The following is a 19,397-nucleotide window of genomic DNA, read 5'->3' on the forward strand; positions in this document are numbered from 1 at the left end:
TATGAAAAAAAGTATTTTGATACTCGTATTATTAGTTTGTTTTAAAGGGCTGTTAGCACAAGAAGCTCCGTTTTTTAAAAGTTATGATTGGGAAGAAAATCCAATTTATAAAGTAGACAATTCAGAAGAAAGCTTACTTGCTTTAAAAGAAAAGGTAGTTACAGAGTTCTATTTTGAAGAAGATAATTTAGTAGAATATTTTTTAGAGCATAAAGTTTTATGGTTAAACTCCGATGATGCAATTGAAGAATTTAACAAAGTATATTTACCCTTTTCTTCAGAGTCTGAATTGCAATTAAATAAAGCAAGAGTAATTACCAAAGAGGGGAAAGTAATTGCTTTAGACGACTCTAAAATACTTACTGCAGAAGATGATGAAACAGGCAGAAAATATAAATATTTTGCCTTTGAAGGGGTTACTAAAGGTAGTTTTATCGAATATATTTATGTGGTAAAAAGAGCGCCTGAATACAATGGAAAAAGGTTAGACGTACAATCTTCTTACGTCAAAAATAAAGTAGAGTTCGATTTATTTTCTCCTACTAATTTAATTTTTAAGTTTAAAAGTTTTAATAACGTTCCAGAGGTAAAAGAAGATACTACAACGTTAGAAAAATATCATTGGAAGCTTCAGGTAAAAAATGTAAAAAAATTAGAAGACGAATATTTATCAGCCTACAAAGCATCAAAAGGTTTTATTGTTTATAAATTAGAGGGCAATACGGCAAACAATGCCAGAAATATTGTTTCTTACGATAAGGTTTCTCAAAACTTGTATTCTTTTTATTATCCAGATTATACTGAAAAAACACAAGATTTAATAGGCAAGTTTATAGAAGAATTAAAGTTAGTTGAAAATGCAAGTGAAGAAGAAAAAGCGCGGAAAATAGATTTATTTATAAAAATGAATGTTTTTTCTTCGGATGTGTATAGTGAAGATTTACAAGATTTAGATGAAGTTTTAGCAAAAAAAGTTTCTAATGAATCCGGAACCTTAAAACTTTACATAGCCTTGTTAAGAACTTTAAATGTAAAACATGAACTGGTGTTAACAAGCGATCGATTAGACCTTAAGTTTGATAAAGAGTTTGAAGCCAATAATTTTTTGACAGATTTTTTATTTTACTTTCCGAAAACAAAAAAATACCTTTCTCCCAATGATAGTGCTACTAGATATGGTTTTCCAGATCCGAACAAAACAGATAATTACGGTTTGTTTATTAAAGAAGTAACCATTGGTGATTTTAAATCTGCAATCGGAAAAATCAAGTATATTCAGCCTGTAAAAGCTACAGAAAGTTTTGATACGATGTTGTTAAATGTTCAGTTTAATGCAGCTAATTTATCAGAAAATAAAGTGCATTTTGAAAGAGCATTTAACGGGTATTATGCAATGAATATTCAGCCCTATACGCATTTAATTGTAGGTGATAAAAAAGAGGAATTAATAGATGGACTTGTTGAGGGGATTACCAAAGATTTAGAAATTGACTCACGAGAATTAGTAAATAATAGTCCAGAATTATTTGGCGTAAAACCATTGCAGTTTATTATAGATTTTACTTCAGAAGCTTTTGTTGAAAAAGCAGGAAGAAAGTATTTATTTAAATTAGGAGAATTAATTGGTTCTCAAATACAGTTATACCAAGAAAAGGAAAGAGTTTTACCTTTAGAAAATGAGTTTCAAAGAAGTTATTTTAGAACTATACATATCGAAATACCAGCAGGATACAAGATTACAAATCTAGCGGATATTAATATTGATAATTCATATACTGAAAATGGTGAAGAATTGTTTTCTTTCAAATCTTATTTTACGGTAAAAGACAACATCGTATCGATTACAGCCGATGAGCACTATCGTAAAAATATAGTAAAAGTTGATGTATATGAGGAGTATAGAAAGGTAATTAACAGTGCAGCAGACTTTAATAAAATAGTATTGTTACTAGAACTTAAATAAGATTAATAGTTTTATTTTAAAGCGTTTTTGTAACGAAGGTTACCACTATACAATATATAAGTAATTGGATTCATGAAAAAAATAGTGTTATTATTTACATTTTTCTATGCAATACAAATAGCATCACAAGAAAAAAGGGGAAGGCCATTTTTTACTGGTTCATCTAATTTCACTTTTGGCATTAACGAGTTTTATACGTTAGATCTAGATGATGGCGAACCACTAATTGTGCCTGCTGCCATATTTTTTAGAATTGGTTTTGGGTATGAATTTAAACGAAGATTAGCCATTAGTGTGCACGGAGGTTATGATTCATTGGAACTATGCTACGAGTGCATTTCCCACTTATACAGGTCTAAAATATAATATATCCGAAGATGAAGACGATGTTTTTTTTGCAGAAATAAGTTACGGTAAAATGTGGCGGCCTTCATCTAATTATACAGATGGTAATTATTATGGTTTCGGAATAGGTACGCAAGTTGCAGGTGAAAATAGATGGAATACAATTGCAAGATTAGATTTTCACAGAAAAGGAATTATCGGTTTTGAAAAGAATAGATTGGATAGTATTTCTCTTGGTATCGGTTTTTCGTTTTTTTAGGTTTGTATATTTATTTTTCTGTATCTCGTTTTAGTGCTTTGAGCATTTCATAGAAAATAAGGGGTACAGCACATCTTAAGGGTCTTCTTGACGTCGGATGGATCAAATTTAAGATAATTATAAGGATGTTGTTTTACAGTGTTTAATTCAGTTTCAAATTTTGTTCTCTCTCTCCCCCTCTCTCTCTCTCTCTCTCTCTCTCTCATCCTGTTTTTCATGCTATAAGCGCCTATAGCGCATAGTCGACACAGTGTAGTTGAAGACTCTTCCTAACGTTGGATGGATAAATTTAAGGTAATTTATAAGGATGTTGATGTATAGTGTTTAATTCAGTTTTATATTTCGTTTTTCTCATCTCGCTTTCTCCATCCCGTTTGTCATGCTGTAAACTCCTTAAGAAACCATGGTATTCATAACATAGATGTTAAGTATCATAACTTTAAAAACTTTCTCAAAATTAATTTAGATAGTAAAACTTAAGTACCTTGCATTTGCAGAAAGACCTCTTGAATTTTAATCGGTATCACGACTTTGTAACATCAAATTGAGATCACATCAAAATGAAAATAGATAAAAATAAAAAACCACCCAAATTGGGTGGTTTTTTGTAGTAAGTTTAAAAAAAATCTTATCCTAAAGTAACTCTTTTAAAAGTAGATACTTCAACATCTCCATACGTTTTTACATATTCGGCAACATTTTTCTTTTCGTCCTTTATAAAAGTCTGATCTAAAAGACACTGTTCCATATCTAAAGTTGTGTTATCTGCAACGAATCTTTCCATTTTTCCTGGTAAAATACGATCCCAAATTTTTTCTGGTTTTCCTTCGGCAGCTAATTCAGCTTTTGCAGCTTCTTCAGCTTTTGCTAAAATAGCATCAGATAATTGAGACATAGAAATAAATTGAGGTACATTCTTTAATGTTTTACCCAATCTACCTAACTCTATATTGTCTTTTTCAATAACAGCGATTCTAGCTTCTGTTTCAGCCGCTACAAATGCAGGGTCAAAATCTTTATAAGATAAACTTGTTGCGCCCATAGATGCTACTTGCATTGCTATGTCTTTTACTAAAGTATCAGCATTATCTACTACTGCAGATAAACCAACCAAAGCAGCGATTTTACCAATGTGAGTATAAGCACCAACATAGGCAGCTTCTATTTTCTCAAATGCTGTAATTTCTAGCTTTTCACCAATTACACCAGTTTGTTCAATTAATTTATCAGCAACGGTCATACCACCAAAATCAGCAGCTAAAAAAGCTTCTTTACTAGCGGTGTTTAATGCGATGTCTGCAAATTGACTTCCTAAAGCAACGAAAGAATCATTTTTACCAACAAAATCAGTTTCACAAGCTAAAACAATAGCAACACCAACAGTGTTATCATCATTAATTTTTGTGACTGCAACACCTTCTGTAGAATCTCTATCAGCTCTTTTTGCAGCAATTTTCTGACCTTTTTTACGTAAAATGTCTATTGCTTTATCGAAATCTCCAACAGCTTCTACTAATGCCTTTTTACAGTCCATCATTCCAGCGCCAGTTGCTTCTCTTAATTTTTTAACATCAGCAGCACTAATCTTTACTGGTTCCATGTTATTTTATGTTTTAAAGTTGTACTTATTTTGTTTCTTCAGCAGACGTGTCAGTAGATTCAGCTTTTGGCTCTTCAGCTTTAGGAGCTTCCTCTGTTACGGGAGCTTCTACTTTAGGAGCTGCTTCCTTTTTTGGAGCCTCTTCTTTTTTCGGAGCTTTTGCTTCTTTTACTTTGTCTTTGTCTTTGTCTTTGTCTGCTTTTCTATCAGATAAACCTTCTGCAATTGCATCTGTTACATAAGATAATACTTTGTCTATCGACTTAGAAGCATCATCATTTGCTGGTATAACATAATCTACTAATCTAGGATCAGAGTTTGTATCTACCATTGCAAAAATAGGAATGTTTAACTTCATAGCTTCTGCTACTGCAATATGCTCTTTTTTGATATCAACTATAAATAAAGCACCAGGCAAACGAGTCATATCAGAAATAGAACCTAAATTCTTTTCTAATTTTTCTCTCTGACGATTAATTTGTAATTTTTCTCTTTTAGATAAGGCATCAAAAGAACCATCTTGCTTCATTCTATCAATAGAGGTCATTTTCTTAACCGCTTTTCTAATAGTTACAAAGTTTGTTAACATACCACCTGGCCATCTTTCTGTAATGTAGGGCATGCTTACAGCTTCTGCTTTTTCAGCAACAATATCTTTTGCTTGCTTTTTAGTTGCAACAAATAAAATTTTACGTCCAGAGTTTGCAATCTTTTTTAAAGCTTCTGAAGTTTCTTCTATTTTAGCAGCAGTTTTATACAAATCGATGATGTGTACACCATTACGTTCTGTATAAATATAAGGAGCCATGTTAGGGTTCCATTTTCTAGTTAAGTGTCCGAAATGAACACCATTATCTAATAATTCTTGAATATTTATATTTGCCATCTTTTAAAATGTGTTTACTTTCTGTTTTGAAATCAATAGTTAGGTAGTCTTTCGAGTCTTAACTATTTAGATGCTAAACTGTTTAATATTAAAATTGTGTAATAATAACAGTTCCCTAAACAATCCTGAAGCTCGAACAAAAAGTCCTGAGCTAAACGAAGGATTAACGTTTCGAGAATTGGAATTTTTTACGTGCTTTTTTCTGACCGAATTTCTTACGCTCTACCATTCTTGGATCTCTTGTTAATAAACCTTCTGGTTTTAAAACAAGTCTGTGTTCTGCATCCATAAAAACCAACGCTCTGGTAATTGCTAAACGAATAGCTTCTGCCTGACCTGTAATTCCGCCACCGTAAACATTTACTTTGATGTCATAAGACTCTAAGTGTTCTGTTAACATTAATGGTTGTTGTACTTTATACTGTAAAGTACCCGTAGTAAAGTAGGTCTTGTAGTCTTTTTTATTAACGGTAATATTTCCTGTTCCTTCAGAAAGATAAATACGAGCAACAGCTGTTTTTCTTCTACCGATTTTGTGTACTATATCCATTATATAAGATCGTTAAGGTTAATAGCTTTAGGTGCTTGACCTGCGTGTTTGTGCTCTGTACCTGCATATACATACAAGTTTCTAAAAAGTGCTGCTCCTAAAATATTTTTAGGTAACATTCCTTTTACTGCTTTTTCGATTAATCTTGTAGGATCTTTCTCAAACATTTCTGTTGCAGTTAGCGATCTTTGTCCTCCTGGATACCCGGTGTGACGAATGTAAGATTTGTCTCTCCATTTGTTACCCGTTAAAACAATTTTTTCTGCGTTGATGACAACCACGTTATCTCCACAATCTACGTGTGGAGTAAAATTTGGTTTGTACTTACCTCTAATTAGCTTCGCTATTTTAGAAGATAGACGACCCAACGTTTGCCCGTCCGCATCAACTAAAACCCACTCCTTATTAACGGTAGCGCTATTTGCTGATACTGTTTTGTAACTTAATGTGTTCATAATTACACTATTAGTTTTTGTTTATGAATAATTTATGTTTTCCTTAAAAAAGGAGTGCAAATGTATTGATATTTATTTGATTGACAAATAGAGTTTTACAATATTTTAAGGCTTTTAAGAATTATGAGGTTGCAGAATCACAATTAACATATCATTATGAAAATAGAAACCTATTTTTGCGGCTGAATTGAAGGATTTTTTATAATCCCTATCCTGTAATTATAATCCATTAAATCAAATGAAATTTCTCTTTACTTTTTTGGTGTTGAGTGCATTTTTGCCAACAATTTCATCAGCACAAGAAATATCAGAAAATAAAATTCCTAAAAGAATTTATACGACTAAAAAATTAAAAAAAGTGCCGGTTATAGATGGTGCTATTTTAGATGATGCCTGGAATGTTGTAGAATGGTCGTCAGATTTTACAGAAAAAAATCCTGATGAAGGAACTCCACCTGCCTACCAAACAAAGTTTAAAGTCATTTACGATTCAAAATATTTATACATAGCCATAAGAGCGTATGATGATGAGCCAGAATTAATTCAGCAACGATTAAGCAGACGAGATGGTTTTCAAGGAGATCGCGTAAATGTTATTATAGATAGTTACCATGATAAAAGAACTGCTTTTGCTTTTACAACAACTGCTGCTGGCGTAAAAGGAGAAGAAATTGTTTCGCAAAATGGCGGTAATTGGGATGATAGTTGGAATCCTATTTGGTATACAAATGCAAAAGTTGATGATAAAGGTTGGACAGCAGAAATGAAAATACCCTTTAGTCAGTTAAGATTTGGGAAGTCTGAAGAACAAATATGGGGTTTTAACGTTAACAGAAATATTTTTAGATTTCAAGAGAGCTCTTTATGGCAAAGAATACCAAACGATCAAGCAGGTTTTATTAGTGAGGCAGGAGAATTACATGGTTTAAAAGGTTTAGTATCACAAAAACAATTAGAAATTCAGCCATTCACAGTTTTACAACAAGATACTTATCCGAAAGAAACTGGGAACCCTTTTAGAACAGGGAGCGATTTTTCTCTAAACGCTGGTTTAGATGCTAAAATCGGCATTACAAATGATTTAACGCTAGATTTAACGATTAACCCAGATTTTGGACAAGTAGAAGCAGATCCTGGAGCGATTGCATTAGACGGGTTTCAGATTTTCTTTAGAGAGCAGCGGCCTTTTTTTGTAGAGAACTTTAATATTTTCGATTTTGAGTTTGCAAACGGAAGTGATAATCTTTTTTACAGCAGAAGAATTGGTAGAAATCCGCATAGAGACGCAGCTTTAAATCCTGGCGAATTTGCAGAAGTTCCGCAAAATTCTACAATATTAGGAGCCGCAAAATTTTCTGGTAAAACAAAAGATGGTTGGTCTATAGGTGTTTTAGAAAGTGTTACTGCTAATGAATACGCAACAATTAGGCAAGATGATGGTAGCGAAAGAGAGCAGATTGTAGAGCCCATGACAAATTATTTTGTGGCTAGAGCTCAAAAAGATTTTAATGAGCGCAATTCATTTATTGGCGGAATTTTTACGGCAACGAATAGACATTTAAATGGCAATTTTAATGAACTACACAAGGCGGCTTACACTGCCGGAATAGATTTTCAGCACAACTGGAAAAATAGAGAATATTATTTAGAGGGTAATACTATTTTTAGTCATGTTTTAGGAGGTGTAGAGGCTATTACGGCCACGCAGAAAACACTTCGTCATAACTTTCAAAGAGTAGATGCTACTCATGTTTCAGTTGATAAAAATAAAACTTCCTTGACAGGAACAGGCGGACGATTAGAATTGGGCAGAAATGGAGGGCAAAACTTACGATATAATGGCGGTATTATATGGCGTTCTCCAGAATTAGAATTAAACGATGTTGGATTTTTAAGAAGAACAGACGAGATTATTCAGTTTGGTAATGTGAATTACTTATGGCAGATTCCTACAGATATTTATAGAAATATAAACTTGGGTTTTGAACAAAATACAGATTATGATTTTAGTGGCAATTTAAATAGAGTTCGGTTTGAAGTTCAAGGAAGGTTTACTTGGATTAACAATTGGTCTACAAATACTGGTTATGGTTTAAGTAATAATTCTTTTGATAATTTCTTTTTAAGAGGTGGTCCTAGATGGAGAATGCCAGATACTTCTTTTATGTATTTTTTCTTAAATTCTGATAGAAGTAACTTATTTAGTTTTACGCTAGGATATTCTAATACACGCAGCGCAGAAGATGTTGTGGGTAGAGATCGATTTGTAATAAGAACAAATTATCAACCAACCGATGCTTTTAGCATGTCTTTTAACATAGAGTATGAGAATTCGTTTGATAGAACACAGTATGTCACAGAGACACCTGCAGTATTAGTGAATAACGATACAAGGTATATTTTAGGGAGAATTCAAAATCAAACATTAACAACTACATTGCGTTTAAATTATAGTTTTACGCCAGATATTTCTTTGCAGTTTTATGGGCAACCCTTTATTAGTAAAGGGCGTTATACCGATTTAAATTATGTTTTAAATCCCTTGGGAGCTAGCATAAATGATAGAATATCGGTGTATAACGACCAACAAATTGCGTTCGAAAATGAGCGGTATTTAGTTGATGAAAATACAGACGGTATTGCAGATTACAGTTTTTCGAATCCAGATTTTTCTTTTGTGCAGCTGCAAACAAATTTGGTGGCAAGATGGGAGTATATTCCAGGTTCTGAAATATTTTTAGTTTGGGCAAGGGGTTCTGTTGGTAATGCAGATCTTTCAGATGACTTGGTAGATAGTGTTTCTAATCAAGTTTTTAGAACACCAGCTAATGATACTTTTTTGGTTAAATTTACCTATCGTTTTGCGCGGTAAATTTTTTGAATAATTGTTCTAAAACTCTTTTTGAAGGAACATGTTTCGAGCTTTTTAAAACAATAAAATTTTTAAGAGAACTACTATGTTTTTCACACTTCTTTTTTAGCTTTTTAGCAGGAACAAAAAAATCATTCTCACTCGCAATTATAGTGATTGGTACTTTTAAGGTTGATAATTCTTCAGCTTTAAAATTGGGCGTTAACGAAAAATCCATTTTAAAATTCAGGAAAACTTCTTTTAAGAATTTGCTGTTTAATTCGTCAAATTCATCATAAATAGTAGCGTAACATTTTTGTAAATAAATTTCTTTTTTTGTTCTTTTAAATTTAAGCATTGGTATAAAAAAGAGATTAACTGTTTTCAATAAACTACCATTGATAAAGCCTGCGGGCGATATTAAAAATACTTCCTTCACTTTTGTTTCATCAATTAAAATCGATTTTAAAATAGGAAACGCGCCAAAAGAAATTCCGTACAAAGTAATAGCATCAATTTTAAAATAAGCGATAATTTCTAGCAGCCATTCTCCATAAGAAGTATCTTTTTTATGTAATCTTATAAAATCACTTTTATTGGGTTGTCCTAAAATATCTACAGCAAAAATTTGATACTTTTCTAGTAAAAAAAGAGACAGCATCTAAAGCAAAAGGTGCAGCAGAATTTAAACCATGCACCAAAATTAACGGAGGTTTTGTTGCATCACCAAAAATTAAAACATTGGTTTTGCCAAAAGAAGTATGTATGAGTTCTTTACTATATTTTAAAGCGAGACTTTTAAGTTTTTCGTTATAAACTTGATGAATACTCATGTGAATTTTAATTTTTGTGATTTTTTTGTTAAAAAATGAATTTGTCGGAAATTTACAGAGTTTTTTTTTGAATAGGAATTATTTTTGTTAAAATTATATCAATTACATTCTAATAGAGTGAGGTTTTTAAGTATTATTCTTATAAAGATGTAAGGCGTATTAATTATTTAGAAGCTATGTTTTCTCAATTAATTTGAGATTAGGTTTACACATATATTGTGATGGATTAAAAAATATTGATGCTTTTAATTTTAGAGATAAGGGCTATGTTTATAAAAGTTATATACCAGGAATAGTTGATTATTTTAAGCCAAAAGCCAACAAAAAAATTCTAGGTTGTTTTTTGAGTTGCCAAATTAGGTGTTGTATAATGTCATTAAAATATACGCTACAAAAAATAGAAAAGGCTTATTGATAGCACGATAGAATAATGACGATAACACTAGCATTAATTTAATTCTTTTACTAGCTATTATCCAATCAACAAAAATGCTAGCAACAGCTTTTTAGCTGATAATAGTTTTAAACTAGCAATTCTAGCAATTTATATTTGGGATAATTCTCAAGATAAATATACTTTGATTACAAATTTAGTTTCTTCAACAGAGCAGTTTCTTACACCAGCACAAGATTTTTTTGTGAAACCAAATGCAACTACAACTTTACTTTTTGATACAGGTAAAAGAAGTTTAAAACCAACTACAGGAACTCACATTTTCAATAAGTCTTCTAATACAAAGCACCCTTTATAAAACTTTTTATAGAAAAAGGAAATACGAAAGTAAGTACAGATATTATTTATTCAGAAACTGCAACAAAAAGCTTTGATGCTTTAGAAGATATACCAAATTTTGGAGGAGCAACCTTTGATGTCAATTCGCATTTAGTAGAAAACTCTGATGGTAAAAATTACACAACACAATCTTTATCCAAAGCAGCAATTAGCAATTCAGTTGTTCCTTTACATTTAATAGGAAATGCAAATGATGAAATCTAATTTTCAGCAAAAACAGTAGATTTTCCAGTTGATGTATTCGTTTATTTAGAAGATAAAGTAAAAAACACATTTACAAGATTAGATCAAGAAAACAGTGAATATAAAATTACGCTAACAGAAAACACAAATAAAACGGGTCGTTTTTATTTACGAACATCCTCGAAAGTGCTTTCTACAAATGCAGCTTTTTTAGATTTTGGGAGTGTTTATAAGGTAGATAATCAAACGTTAAGAATTACAGGTTTGCAAAGCCAAAAAGTACATTTAAAATTATATGATATTCTTGGAAAAGAAGTTTTTAAAACTAGTTTTAACGGGAAAATTAAGAATGATATTCGCTTACCAGATTTAAAATATGCTGCGTATATAGTAGATATATTTACAGAAAAAAGAAAAGTTAGTAAAAAGATAATTATTGAGTAAAAGCTGATAAAAATAAAAGATAAATCAAGCGAGAAATAATCAAAACTCAAAATGATTTGGAGTCTTTTTTTTGAAATGAATGAATCTGAAAAATCCGATGCAAAATTAATTTTACATCGGATTTTTTTATGTTTTTACTTAAAAAAGCTTTTTTCAGCTACTCAACCAGCTTTATAGAACTCGCTATAAATTTGTCATCTACAAGTTTACCAACAACTTCAGCTTTTCTAATCACATTGCAAAAACCTGTATGTTCATCATGTGCATCGCCAAAATCATCAATTTCAAAACCCTCAACAAAATAGGCTTTGTTATCAACACGAACCGCTAAACTGCATCCTTTTTCAGTGTTTAAATCAAACTTACACTGACCGCAAGAAATGGCTACAACTTGTTTCATTTCTCTCTTGTTTGAGCAAGAAAATGCAAGTATAAAAATTGATAAGAGAAGGATTTTTTTCATCATTTAAATTCTTGTTAATTTATTTTAAGAAGCAAGGGGCTGAAGCCCCTTGTAATTAATGGCAGCAGTAAAACTGCTATATGTAAACTTATTTCCTAGATTTTAACTCGGCTTTAATTTTTTTTATATTTATAAACAGCAAAGGAAGCGACGCGCTGCCAGAAATGCCAACCACAAATAACGCTACAAATGTGCCGTTTTCTTCTTTCGTGGCCATTCCGTAGATAGTTATCGATAACAATACCGTTATTACACAAATCAAAGCAATCGTAATCGCTTTAATTAAATATAAGTTTGATAATAACTGCACTGTTGTGATATTTTTAAAATCGTTATCCTTCATAATTCTTGATTTTTAAAATCCTTTTTAATATCTAACGTTTCCCTGATGGGAAATATTCGTTAAGACAAAGGGGATTTCCAAGAATCTCGCAATCCAACAATCTTATTAAAAACTAAATGCGCAGCAGTAGCATCATCATCAACATTAAAATAACCCATTCTTTGAAATTGAAAACGCTCGCCAATTTTTGCAGATTGCAAACTTGGTTCTACAAAAGCGTCAATGATTTCTAAAGAATCAGGGTTTATAAACTCCATATAATCTTTGTCTTTATGATTGTCTGGCGCTTCGTCTAAAAACAACCTGTCATAAGCTCTTACTTCTGCTTTTATGGCATGTTTTACAGAAACCCAATGAAGTGTTCCTTTTACTTTACGCTTGCTTTCTTCTGTGTCCATTCCAGATTTTGTTAAGGCATCATACGTGCACTGAATTTCAATTACATTGCCATCAGCATCTTTTGTACAACTCTGTGCTTTTATAAAATAAGCACTTTTTAAACGAACTTCTGATCCTAATTTTAATCGAAAAAACTTTTTATTTGCAACTTCTCTAAAATCTTCTTTTTCGATATAAATTTCTCTAGAAAACGGAACTTCTCTGCTTCCAAAACCATCTTCATAATCATTATAATTAGCCGTCAGCATTTCTTCTTTTCCTTCAGGATAATTAGTGATGACAACTTTTACAGGATCTAAAACAGCCATCACTCTGTTGGCAGATTTGTTTAAATCTTCACGAATTTTAAATTCTAAAAGGGCTACATCAATTACATTTTCACGTTTAGAAACTCCGACGGTTTCTATAAAATTTTTAATAGATGCCGGCGTATAACCACGTCTTCGTAAACCAGAAATTGTTGGCATTCTTGGGTCGTCCCAACCAGCAACGATGTTGTTTTCAACCAAAGTTAACAATTTACGTTTACTCATAATAGTATAACTCAAATTCAAACGAGAAAACTCCCGTTGTTTTGGCGGATTCGGATATTCAGATTTGCTAAAACCATACACATTATCTCTGAACCAATCGTATAATTCTCTGTGAGGTTTAAATTCTAAAGAACACAAAGAATGCGAAATTTGCTCAATATAATCGCTCTCACCGTGCGTCCAATCATACATTGGGTAAATGCACCAATCGTTGCCAGTTCTGTGATGCGTCTTAAACATAATTCTGTACATCAAAGGATCACGCAACAACATATTCGGATTCTCCATATCGATCTTTGCACGCAACGTATGTTCACCTTCCTTAAATTTTCCATCTTTCATTCCTTGAAATAACTCCAAGTTTTCTGCTACAGATCTTTCTCTAAACGGACTATTAGTTCCCACTTGAGTTGGCGTCCCTTTTTGCGCTCGCATTTCTTCCGAAGATTGAGAATCTACATAGGCTTTTCCGTCTTTTATCAACAAAACTGCCCAGTCGAACAACTGCTGAAAATAATCTGAAGAATAACATTCATTCGCCCAAGAATAGCCCAACCAAGAAATATCTTTCTTAATGGCATCTACATATTCTTGCTCTTCTTTTGCAGGATTTGTATCATCAAAACGCAAATTTACAGGCGCATTGTACGTCTCACCCAAACCGAAACTAATTCCGATTGCTTTGGTGTGACCAATGTGTAAATACCCATTTGGTTCTGGCGGAAAACGAAAGCGTAAATTTTCTTTCGGCATTCCGTTTGCTAAATCCTCTTCTATTATATGCTCTAAAAAATTGAGCGATTTATTCTCTTCAGACATCATTTTCTACAAAAAATTAAGGCACAAAATTACGTAAAATACTTCATTGGCATTGAGAGTTTTGTAACAAAGTTGTAAATTGAACTTCTAATATATAAACACTATTTACTATGAGTGATCAAATTAGAAATTATAGCTGTCCAAAATGTAATTCTACAACTTATAAACTAGGACAAATGCGGGCAACTGGCGGAACCTTGTCGAAAATTTTTGACATTCAAAATAAAAAATTCACCAGCGTTACCTGCGAACGTTGTACATACACAGAATTCTACAAAACAAAAACCAGTGGAATAAGTAATGTTTTCGATTTTTTCACCAGTTAATTTTCAAGATAGCGTTTGTTGTAATATGGGCGTTCCCTTGCAGGTCAGGCTTTCCACTATAGTTTTTTTAAGATGAAAATATCTTAAAAAAAGCTGCCGTTGCAATCCTTAACGCAGGCGGATTTGAAAGCCATTTTTTTTTAGAAAAGCTGTTTTTAATACTTAATTTTTATCGTAATTTTGCAATATGAAGAAAGATGGAGAAAAAAAACCAGATTTAGTTGTTTTTAATGAAGAAACACAACAATACGATGCTGCTTTAAAACCTTACGGAACTTCTGCAAGTTCGCCAGTAATTAAACCACTAAATACGGCAACTTGGAGAAATGATGGAGTTATTCGTGTAAACAAGCAATTCAAATCGAAGTTCGATGAGGTTCGACAAGAGTATGAAGATTTGTTGCAGAAATTTCAATATAATGATTTGGTGTATAATTCTAAGTTCAGTTTTGAACCAATTTTTGGCGAAGTATATCATTTGTATAATAATAGAAAAGAGGAATCATTTTTATCGATTATTGCGCCAGATCAATGCAATTTTCATCATTTAGGTTCTTTTAGATTGAATACAGATAAAATGTGGGAAAAGGTAGAATCAGCGTCAACAATGCCAGTAAAATAAATGGGAATTATTCAAGTAAATAATATCAAATTATATGCTTTTCATGGTTGTTTAGATGAAGAAGCAAAAATTGGTTCAGAATACCGTCTAGATGTCCAAGTAAAAGCGAGCTTAAAGAAATCTGCAAAAACAGATGAATTGGCAGACACAGTAGATTATGTGCATCTCAATCTTATTGTAAAAGAAGAAATGGCAATCCGTTCTAAGTTGTTAGAAGAAGTAGCACAACGTATTTTAGATCGGTTTTTCAAAGAACTTCCAATGATTTCAAAAGCCAAGGTTTCTGTATCAAAAATAAACCCACCAATTGGCGGTAATGTAGAAGAAGTTGTGATTATCCTTACAAAAAAACGTTCGTAGTAATTGCAACCAATAACTGAAAATTTTAGTTTAAAAAATTCCAGTACTATCTTTTATTAAGATATTTTGAATTTCTTATATGATACCCTTTCCTTCATCCTTGTTTAATAAACTCACTACTATTTTTAAATGTATTTAGTAGAATCTCATCATTAATTTTAGGCTTATCTATAAAATTAAATGTATTTTATCTTTAATATACGCAACATGAGATTTTTTTTTTGCGGGAGATAAATAGCTGTAATCAGAATTTCAAAAGCTAAAAATAGATTAAACTAAATATGCTAATGCAAGTAAAACGCGGTTATATTGTTATTAATTTACAATAATTTTTTTCTGTATTTTACCTTGTTCAGTAATTACATCAACCAAGTAAACCCCTTTGTTAATTTGGTTTAAACTTACATCTAAAATTGTTTTTTTAGTGTTGTAAGATTCATTTAAAACACTTTTACCTAGCATATCAAATATTTGAATTTTAACATTTTTATTATGTATGCCTGTAACTCTTAAGGTATTATGATTAACAACGTAAATACTTTTGTTTTGCGCAACTGTAGCCTTGGTATTTAAAACATTTTTACTGCTAATATGCATGTAAAAGCGTCCAATTCCGTTTTGTGTTTCTTCTAATAAAACTGCATAAGAAGCATTTTCTTTATTTAGAATTGTAAAAATATTTTTTAATTTATCCTCTAAAAAAACATTTAATTTTTCAGGAAATTCTTTTGTTGAAGCTTCAAAAATTATGGTTTCTCCTGTACTTGCCTGTAAACTAATAGGTACTATTGTAGTTTCTATTTTATCTTTAGGCAAAGCTTGTAACATAAAATTTACTCCTTTACTGTTTTTTACTAAATGTGTAGCAATCGAGAAATCTTTTTCAGAGAGGCTAAATTGTTTAGCGTCATAACCTATATCTAATCCTTCAGAAACATTGATCTTTGCATATTTAACAGTTGTTTCTTCTTTGCTTTTTGCGTTAGAAACAAATAGTTTAATTTCTGAATACGTTTTATTGCTTTTAGAAAATGTTGTTTCTGGTTTGTGAGTTTGCAAAGATTCTGTAATAGAAATTAATCCTCCTCCATTTTTAGACAGTACAAAAAATCCCTGCCCAGGGTTTAAATAATAGTTTGGCGATAGGTAATTAATAACTTTATATGCACCTTCACCATCATCTGTGTTAGAATCCCATATATAAATTGCATTTGCTGAGGCGTCTAATTGATCTGAATTTAAGCTTAAAAAAGAATTGGTAGTTAAGTTAGCATTTATAAAAGAAGGGTAAGGATTGGCCATTAAATTCCAAGAATTTCTACTGCCTTCAGTTATAGGGTATGACGTTAAATCATCTGTTTTTAAAGTTCCAGTAATAGCAATATAACAAGGTTTGTTTCTTTTCACAGAATATCCTTGTCCAGAATTTAAAGCTCCTACAGAAGAACTTGTTTTATACAACCACGACAAACTAGTTGGTGTATTTAGATTATTATAAGAAGCCAATCCTTTTAGTGTTCCGTCGTTATTACTGGCTAAGTTGCCATTTGTAATTATATCTTGAATACTTTCTCCAATTACAGGAGCCCCAAAGAGATGCCATCCATTTGCTTCTGCTGTTCTTGTTTTTTCATAAGACACATCTCTTTTATAAGTAATGGTACCAGTAGCATTACCTTTTACTATAAGTGATGCAGAAACATAAGGGTCTGAATTAATTGTTAAAATGCCATTGATAGTTAAATTAGAATTTACAGTTAAAGAAGCACCAGAGGCTATGGTTACGTTGTTAATTTCGATAGATCCAGTAGCTGTAGGATTAACACCAGCATTCGTAATTAATAAGTTATCAGTAAGACTAGGTATTGTATTAGTACTCCAATTAGAGGCTACATTCCAGTCGGATGTGTTTCCCAACCATACTATTTTAGCCGTGTGTAAGAAAAAACGTCCAATACCATTTATTCTAGAAGCTGTAGTGGTTGCATAAGTGCTGCCTCCAGAGATTTTATTGTAAGTATTATTTTGTCTGTCTTCTATATAATAATTTTGGTTTACAGGGAGGTCTGAATTAGTTCTTGTACTAAAAGTTAGTGTTTTACCAGCGTTTGCAAATACAGACACAGGTACTACAATACTTTGATCATAACCTAATGGTAAAACATTCAAAGCAAAATCTATTCCTTCAGTATCACAAGGTAATCTAGTATATAGGGCAAATGATGGTTCACCATCTTGGTATGCGCCTGCATCATAACCTGGGTCTAAACCCTCCGTACTACCTCCAAAATAAATTATTGAAGTTTCTCTTGTTGTTGTGCCGTCTGATAATTGCAAATACAATCGTGGGTTGCCCACTTCTATAGATTTAGTACTATTACTGTTCCCAGCATTAGTGTGATTTACAAATAATAATAAAATCAAAACCGCTCTTAAAATAGTCATACCTTTTTAGGCAAAGTTAACAAATTTTATCGAGCCAAAAATCATTTTTTTTTAGTAAACTCTTCCTCTCAAATTAAGAATTTTAGTAACTATTCAATAACTTATTCTAAAGTAGTTGGTGATTTCCTTTTCATCAAGCAGTTATAATAGGTAAAGAGAACTTTTTATTTTAGATTTTACACAGCGTAAATTATTTCTGCAAACTGTCATTTGTTAAGAAATGTAATTGAGTTTATCTAAAAGATAAAAAAATTTTCAAATTGGTTACTATATATCAATGACGAATTAATTGTACCTGCATATTTATTTTGATTTTTTTTTAAAAAAAAGTATGAGTTTTCACTGAGTAATTGTAGATTTGCGACTTTAAAAAAGGATTCTACTTTAGTTAGAAATCTTCTTTCAGATAAAAAGGTGTCTTGGCCGAGTGGCTAGGCAATGGTTTGCAAAACCATGTACAGCGGTTCGAATCCGCTAGACACCTCTTAAAAAAACCTCAACACGCTGTTAATCAGTTGGTTGAGGTTTTATTTTTTTATAAAATGTACGGTTTCTGTATTGTTGGTAGATTTTAAGCTAATATTCTAACAAATTTATTGCAAAAATAAAATTGTTCTTTAAGCTTCATTTCGTGTTTTTATTTAGAAAGTAGTAACCTTTCAATATCATTCGGGTCTACACTATTAACTTTTTTTATTTTCTGCATCAACTTTAAATATTTTTTTGTCGGTTTACCGTTGTAAGATTTTCTAAAATGTTTGCTGTAAAGTTCTGCATAGATTTTATCTTTATCAAAGTAACTACCAAAAACCCTTTCTATTTCTCGCCACTTCTTGCTTTTAGTTTGAGTTGAGTACATTGCTTTTTTGATTGCGGTTCTATGTTGAAACCTACCATTTATTAAATAAAGCTTTCTGCATCTCATTCCTGTAAACTTACATTTAAAGTATAAAATTTCGCCTTTGTTTAAATTAGATTTTACAGATACTACAAAAACCCTGTAATTATAATCTTGCTTATTACAAGTGTAATTTAAATCAATATAAGTATCATTTTCACTCATAGTAACCTTAACGCCAATACTACCAGTATTTTCGCCACCTCTTTTCCAATTGATAGTGCCACCAATAGTTTTATTTTTTTTAAAGTAACTCATCTTTTTTAAATCTGTTATTGATAAACTTTTGCTTTCATCAAATAAGTATGGAAACGTGTAATTTTTTGGCATTGTATTTTTTTATTTTTGTGTGAAACCTAAATAATTAGGGAATTTTACTATAAATCAAACTTTGGTGCTCATTCTTATAGTGTCCTTTTTTTATGCTGTTTTTTCATCTTAATATTATTTCGTTTCCATTTGCATCGGTTAAATCAAAGGTTTCAATTAGTAGCCTAATTTCGGGCGTGTGTTCTGCTATTCTATTAACGATTATTTCGGTGTCCGTTTGTTGCCTAATTGCTTCGGGTGCTACATTTGCAACCTCATCAATATAAACGTCTGCGAGGTCTGTGCCGTCCTTATAATGTGTTTCTTCTAACCAATCACTTACACTTATACCTTAAATCCGCAAGTAACATATTAGGATAGTTGAGTTCATTTTAGTTGTATTTAGAATGATGCAACTTTTCAATTAATTGCTATTTCAACGTTCGTTTTAACTTATTTTTTACCTTTATTTTCTAGTTAAGGTTTAAATCATTGAAATTTCATTTTTGGGAAGAAATCAAAAGAACAAAAAACTTAACTATCTTATTTTAAGTAAGTTGTGTTTTTGTAGTAGTCGTAATTATCTTAAGCAATTTACTTTATCAAGAAATTTTAATGCTTAAATTAGCAGAGGATACTCTTTTTTGGTATACAATTTTAGGATATTTTGTCTGGAATGGTATATCCATTTAAATGGAACCACTACAAATCTAAAAAT

The 19,397-nt window shown here is 31.5% G+C and carries 20 protein-coding genes and 1 tRNA gene; 10 read left to right on the plus strand and 11 right to left on the minus strand.

What is annotated here, in order from left to right; genetic code table 11:
• Nucleotide 1 precedes the first annotated feature (1 nt).
• The 3 genes from ES044_RS04720 (at nucleotide 2) to ES044_RS18800 (ending at nucleotide 2,567) form a co-directional block, all read left to right on the plus strand.
• Nucleotides 2-1,963, plus strand: a complete 1,962-nt coding sequence (locus ES044_RS04720; RefSeq protein WP_147118079.1) for a DUF3857 domain-containing protein — start codon at nucleotides 2-4, stop codon at nucleotides 1,961-1,963.
• 72 nt (nucleotides 1,964-2,035) lie between these two features.
• Nucleotides 2,036-2,329 (plus strand): hypothetical protein, encoded by a 294-nt coding sequence (locus ES044_RS18795; protein WP_223269113.1) that lies wholly within the window; start codon nucleotides 2,036-2,038, stop codon nucleotides 2,327-2,329.
• Nucleotides 2,271-2,567 carry a hypothetical protein gene (locus ES044_RS18800; RefSeq protein ID WP_223269112.1) on the plus strand — a complete coding sequence of 99 codons (297 nt, stop codon included), beginning with the start codon at nucleotides 2,271-2,273 and terminating at the stop codon, nucleotides 2,565-2,567. The genes ES044_RS18795 and ES044_RS18800 overlap by 59 nt, the downstream gene beginning before the upstream one ends.
• 628 nt (nucleotides 2,568-3,195) lie before the next feature.
• On the opposite strand, the gene tsf is transcribed toward ES044_RS18800, so the two are convergent.
• The 4 genes from tsf to rplM all read right to left on the minus strand — a co-directional run bounded on the left by tsf (nucleotide 3,196) and on the right by rplM (nucleotide 6,058).
• The gene (gene tsf / locus ES044_RS04730) at nucleotides 3,196-4,167 is read right to left on the minus strand and encodes a translation elongation factor Ts (RefSeq protein WP_147118078.1); all 972 of its coding nucleotides are present in this window, start codon (nucleotides 4,165-4,167) and stop codon (nucleotides 3,196-3,198) included.
• Nucleotides 4,168-4,192: 25 nt separating this feature from the next.
• Entirely contained in the window at nucleotides 4,193-5,053 is an 861-nt protein-coding gene (gene rpsB / locus ES044_RS04735) for a 30S ribosomal protein S2 (RefSeq protein WP_147118077.1), read from the minus strand.
• Between the two features lie 163 nt (nucleotides 5,054-5,216).
• Complete coding sequence (gene rpsI, locus ES044_RS04740; protein ID WP_018944756.1) at nucleotides 5,217-5,603, minus strand: 30S ribosomal protein S9; 387 nt, start codon at nucleotides 5,601-5,603, stop codon at nucleotides 5,217-5,219.
• Entirely contained in the window at nucleotides 5,603-6,058 is a 456-nt protein-coding gene (gene rplM / locus ES044_RS04745) for a 50S ribosomal protein L13 (protein WP_018944755.1), read from the minus strand. Before rplM ends, rpsI begins: the two co-directional genes overlap by 1 nt.
• Before the next feature lie 238 nt (nucleotides 6,059-6,296).
• Between rplM and ES044_RS04750 the strand changes: the two genes are divergently transcribed.
• Entirely contained in the window at nucleotides 6,297-8,930 is a 2,634-nt protein-coding gene (locus tag ES044_RS04750) for a DUF5916 domain-containing protein (RefSeq protein ID WP_147118076.1), read from the plus strand.
• On the opposite strand, the gene ES044_RS04755 is transcribed toward ES044_RS04750, so the two are convergent.
• Complete coding sequence (locus ES044_RS04755; RefSeq protein WP_147118075.1) at nucleotides 8,908-9,570, minus strand: alpha/beta hydrolase; 663 nt, start codon at nucleotides 9,568-9,570, stop codon at nucleotides 8,908-8,910. The two genes, ES044_RS04750 and ES044_RS04755, sit on opposite strands and share 23 nt — an antisense overlap.
• A complete protein-coding gene (locus tag ES044_RS18440; RefSeq protein WP_147118074.1) occupies nucleotides 9,503-9,742 on the minus strand; it encodes a hypothetical protein in 240 nt (79 codons plus the stop codon). Before ES044_RS18440 ends, ES044_RS04755 begins: the two co-directional genes overlap by 68 nt.
• Nucleotides 9,743-10,320: 578 nt before the next feature.
• Between ES044_RS18440 and ES044_RS18445 the strand changes: the two genes are divergently transcribed.
• Entirely contained in the window at nucleotides 10,321-10,494 is a 174-nt protein-coding gene (locus ES044_RS18445; RefSeq protein WP_189663178.1) for a hypothetical protein, read from the plus strand.
• Nucleotides 10,495-10,904: 410 nt separating this feature from the next.
• Complete coding sequence (locus ES044_RS04760) at nucleotides 10,905-11,162, plus strand: T9SS type A sorting domain-containing protein (protein WP_189663177.1); 258 nt, start codon at nucleotides 10,905-10,907, stop codon at nucleotides 11,160-11,162.
• 157 nt (nucleotides 11,163-11,319) lie between these two features.
• On the opposite strand, the gene ES044_RS04765 is transcribed toward ES044_RS04760, so the two are convergent.
• The 3 genes from ES044_RS04765 to ES044_RS04775 all read right to left on the minus strand — a co-directional run bounded on the left by ES044_RS04765 (nucleotide 11,320) and on the right by ES044_RS04775 (nucleotide 13,719).
• Nucleotides 11,320-11,562: a DUF6370 family protein gene (locus ES044_RS04765; RefSeq protein WP_223269111.1), complete on the minus strand. Its 243-nt coding sequence runs from the start codon at nucleotides 11,560-11,562 to the stop codon at nucleotides 11,320-11,322.
• A gap of 151 nt (nucleotides 11,563-11,713) precedes the next feature.
• Entirely contained in the window at nucleotides 11,714-11,968 is a 255-nt protein-coding gene (locus ES044_RS04770; RefSeq protein ID WP_147118071.1) for a hypothetical protein, read from the minus strand.
• Nucleotides 11,969-12,027: 59 nt separating this feature from the next.
• Nucleotides 12,028-13,719, minus strand: coding sequence for a glutamine--tRNA ligase/YqeY domain fusion protein (locus tag ES044_RS04775; RefSeq protein ID WP_147118133.1), 1,692 nt, complete (start codon nucleotides 13,717-13,719; stop codon nucleotides 12,028-12,030).
• A 110-nt stretch (nucleotides 13,720-13,829) separates the two neighbouring features.
• Between ES044_RS04775 and ES044_RS04780 the strand changes: the two genes are divergently transcribed.
• From ES044_RS04780 to folB, 3 genes are all read left to right on the plus strand, one after another.
• Complete coding sequence (locus tag ES044_RS04780) at nucleotides 13,830-14,045, plus strand: zinc ribbon domain-containing protein (RefSeq protein WP_147118070.1); 216 nt, start codon at nucleotides 13,830-13,832, stop codon at nucleotides 14,043-14,045.
• A gap of 187 nt (nucleotides 14,046-14,232) precedes the next feature.
• Nucleotides 14,233-14,667: a DUF2452 domain-containing protein gene (locus ES044_RS04785; RefSeq protein WP_147118069.1), complete on the plus strand. Its 435-nt coding sequence runs from the start codon at nucleotides 14,233-14,235 to the stop codon at nucleotides 14,665-14,667.
• Entirely contained in the window at nucleotides 14,668-15,027 is a 360-nt protein-coding gene (gene folB / locus ES044_RS04790; RefSeq protein ID WP_147118068.1) for a dihydroneopterin aldolase, read from the plus strand.
• Between the two features lie 315 nt (nucleotides 15,028-15,342).
• Here folB and ES044_RS04795 read toward each other — a convergent pair whose 3' ends face one another.
• On the minus strand, nucleotides 15,343-17,472 hold the full coding sequence (locus ES044_RS04795) for a T9SS type A sorting domain-containing protein (protein WP_147118067.1): 2,130 nt from the start codon (nucleotides 17,470-17,472) through the stop codon (nucleotides 15,343-15,345).
• 413 nt (nucleotides 17,473-17,885) lie between these two features.
• Between ES044_RS04795 and ES044_RS04800 the strand changes: the two genes are divergently transcribed.
• Nucleotides 17,886-17,956, plus strand: a tRNA-Cys gene (locus ES044_RS04800).
• Nucleotides 17,957-18,109: 153 nt separating this feature from the next.
• On the opposite strand, the gene ES044_RS04805 is transcribed toward ES044_RS04800, so the two are convergent.
• The gene (locus ES044_RS04805; RefSeq protein ID WP_147118066.1) at nucleotides 18,110-18,700 is read right to left on the minus strand and encodes a hypothetical protein; all 591 of its coding nucleotides are present in this window, start codon (nucleotides 18,698-18,700) and stop codon (nucleotides 18,110-18,112) included.
• Nucleotides 18,701-19,397 lie beyond the last annotated feature (697 nt).

It is taken from the genome of Polaribacter sp. IC066 (assembly GCF_007997085.1).
In the GTDB taxonomy this organism is placed as follows: domain Bacteria; phylum Bacteroidota; class Bacteroidia; order Flavobacteriales; family Flavobacteriaceae; genus Polaribacter.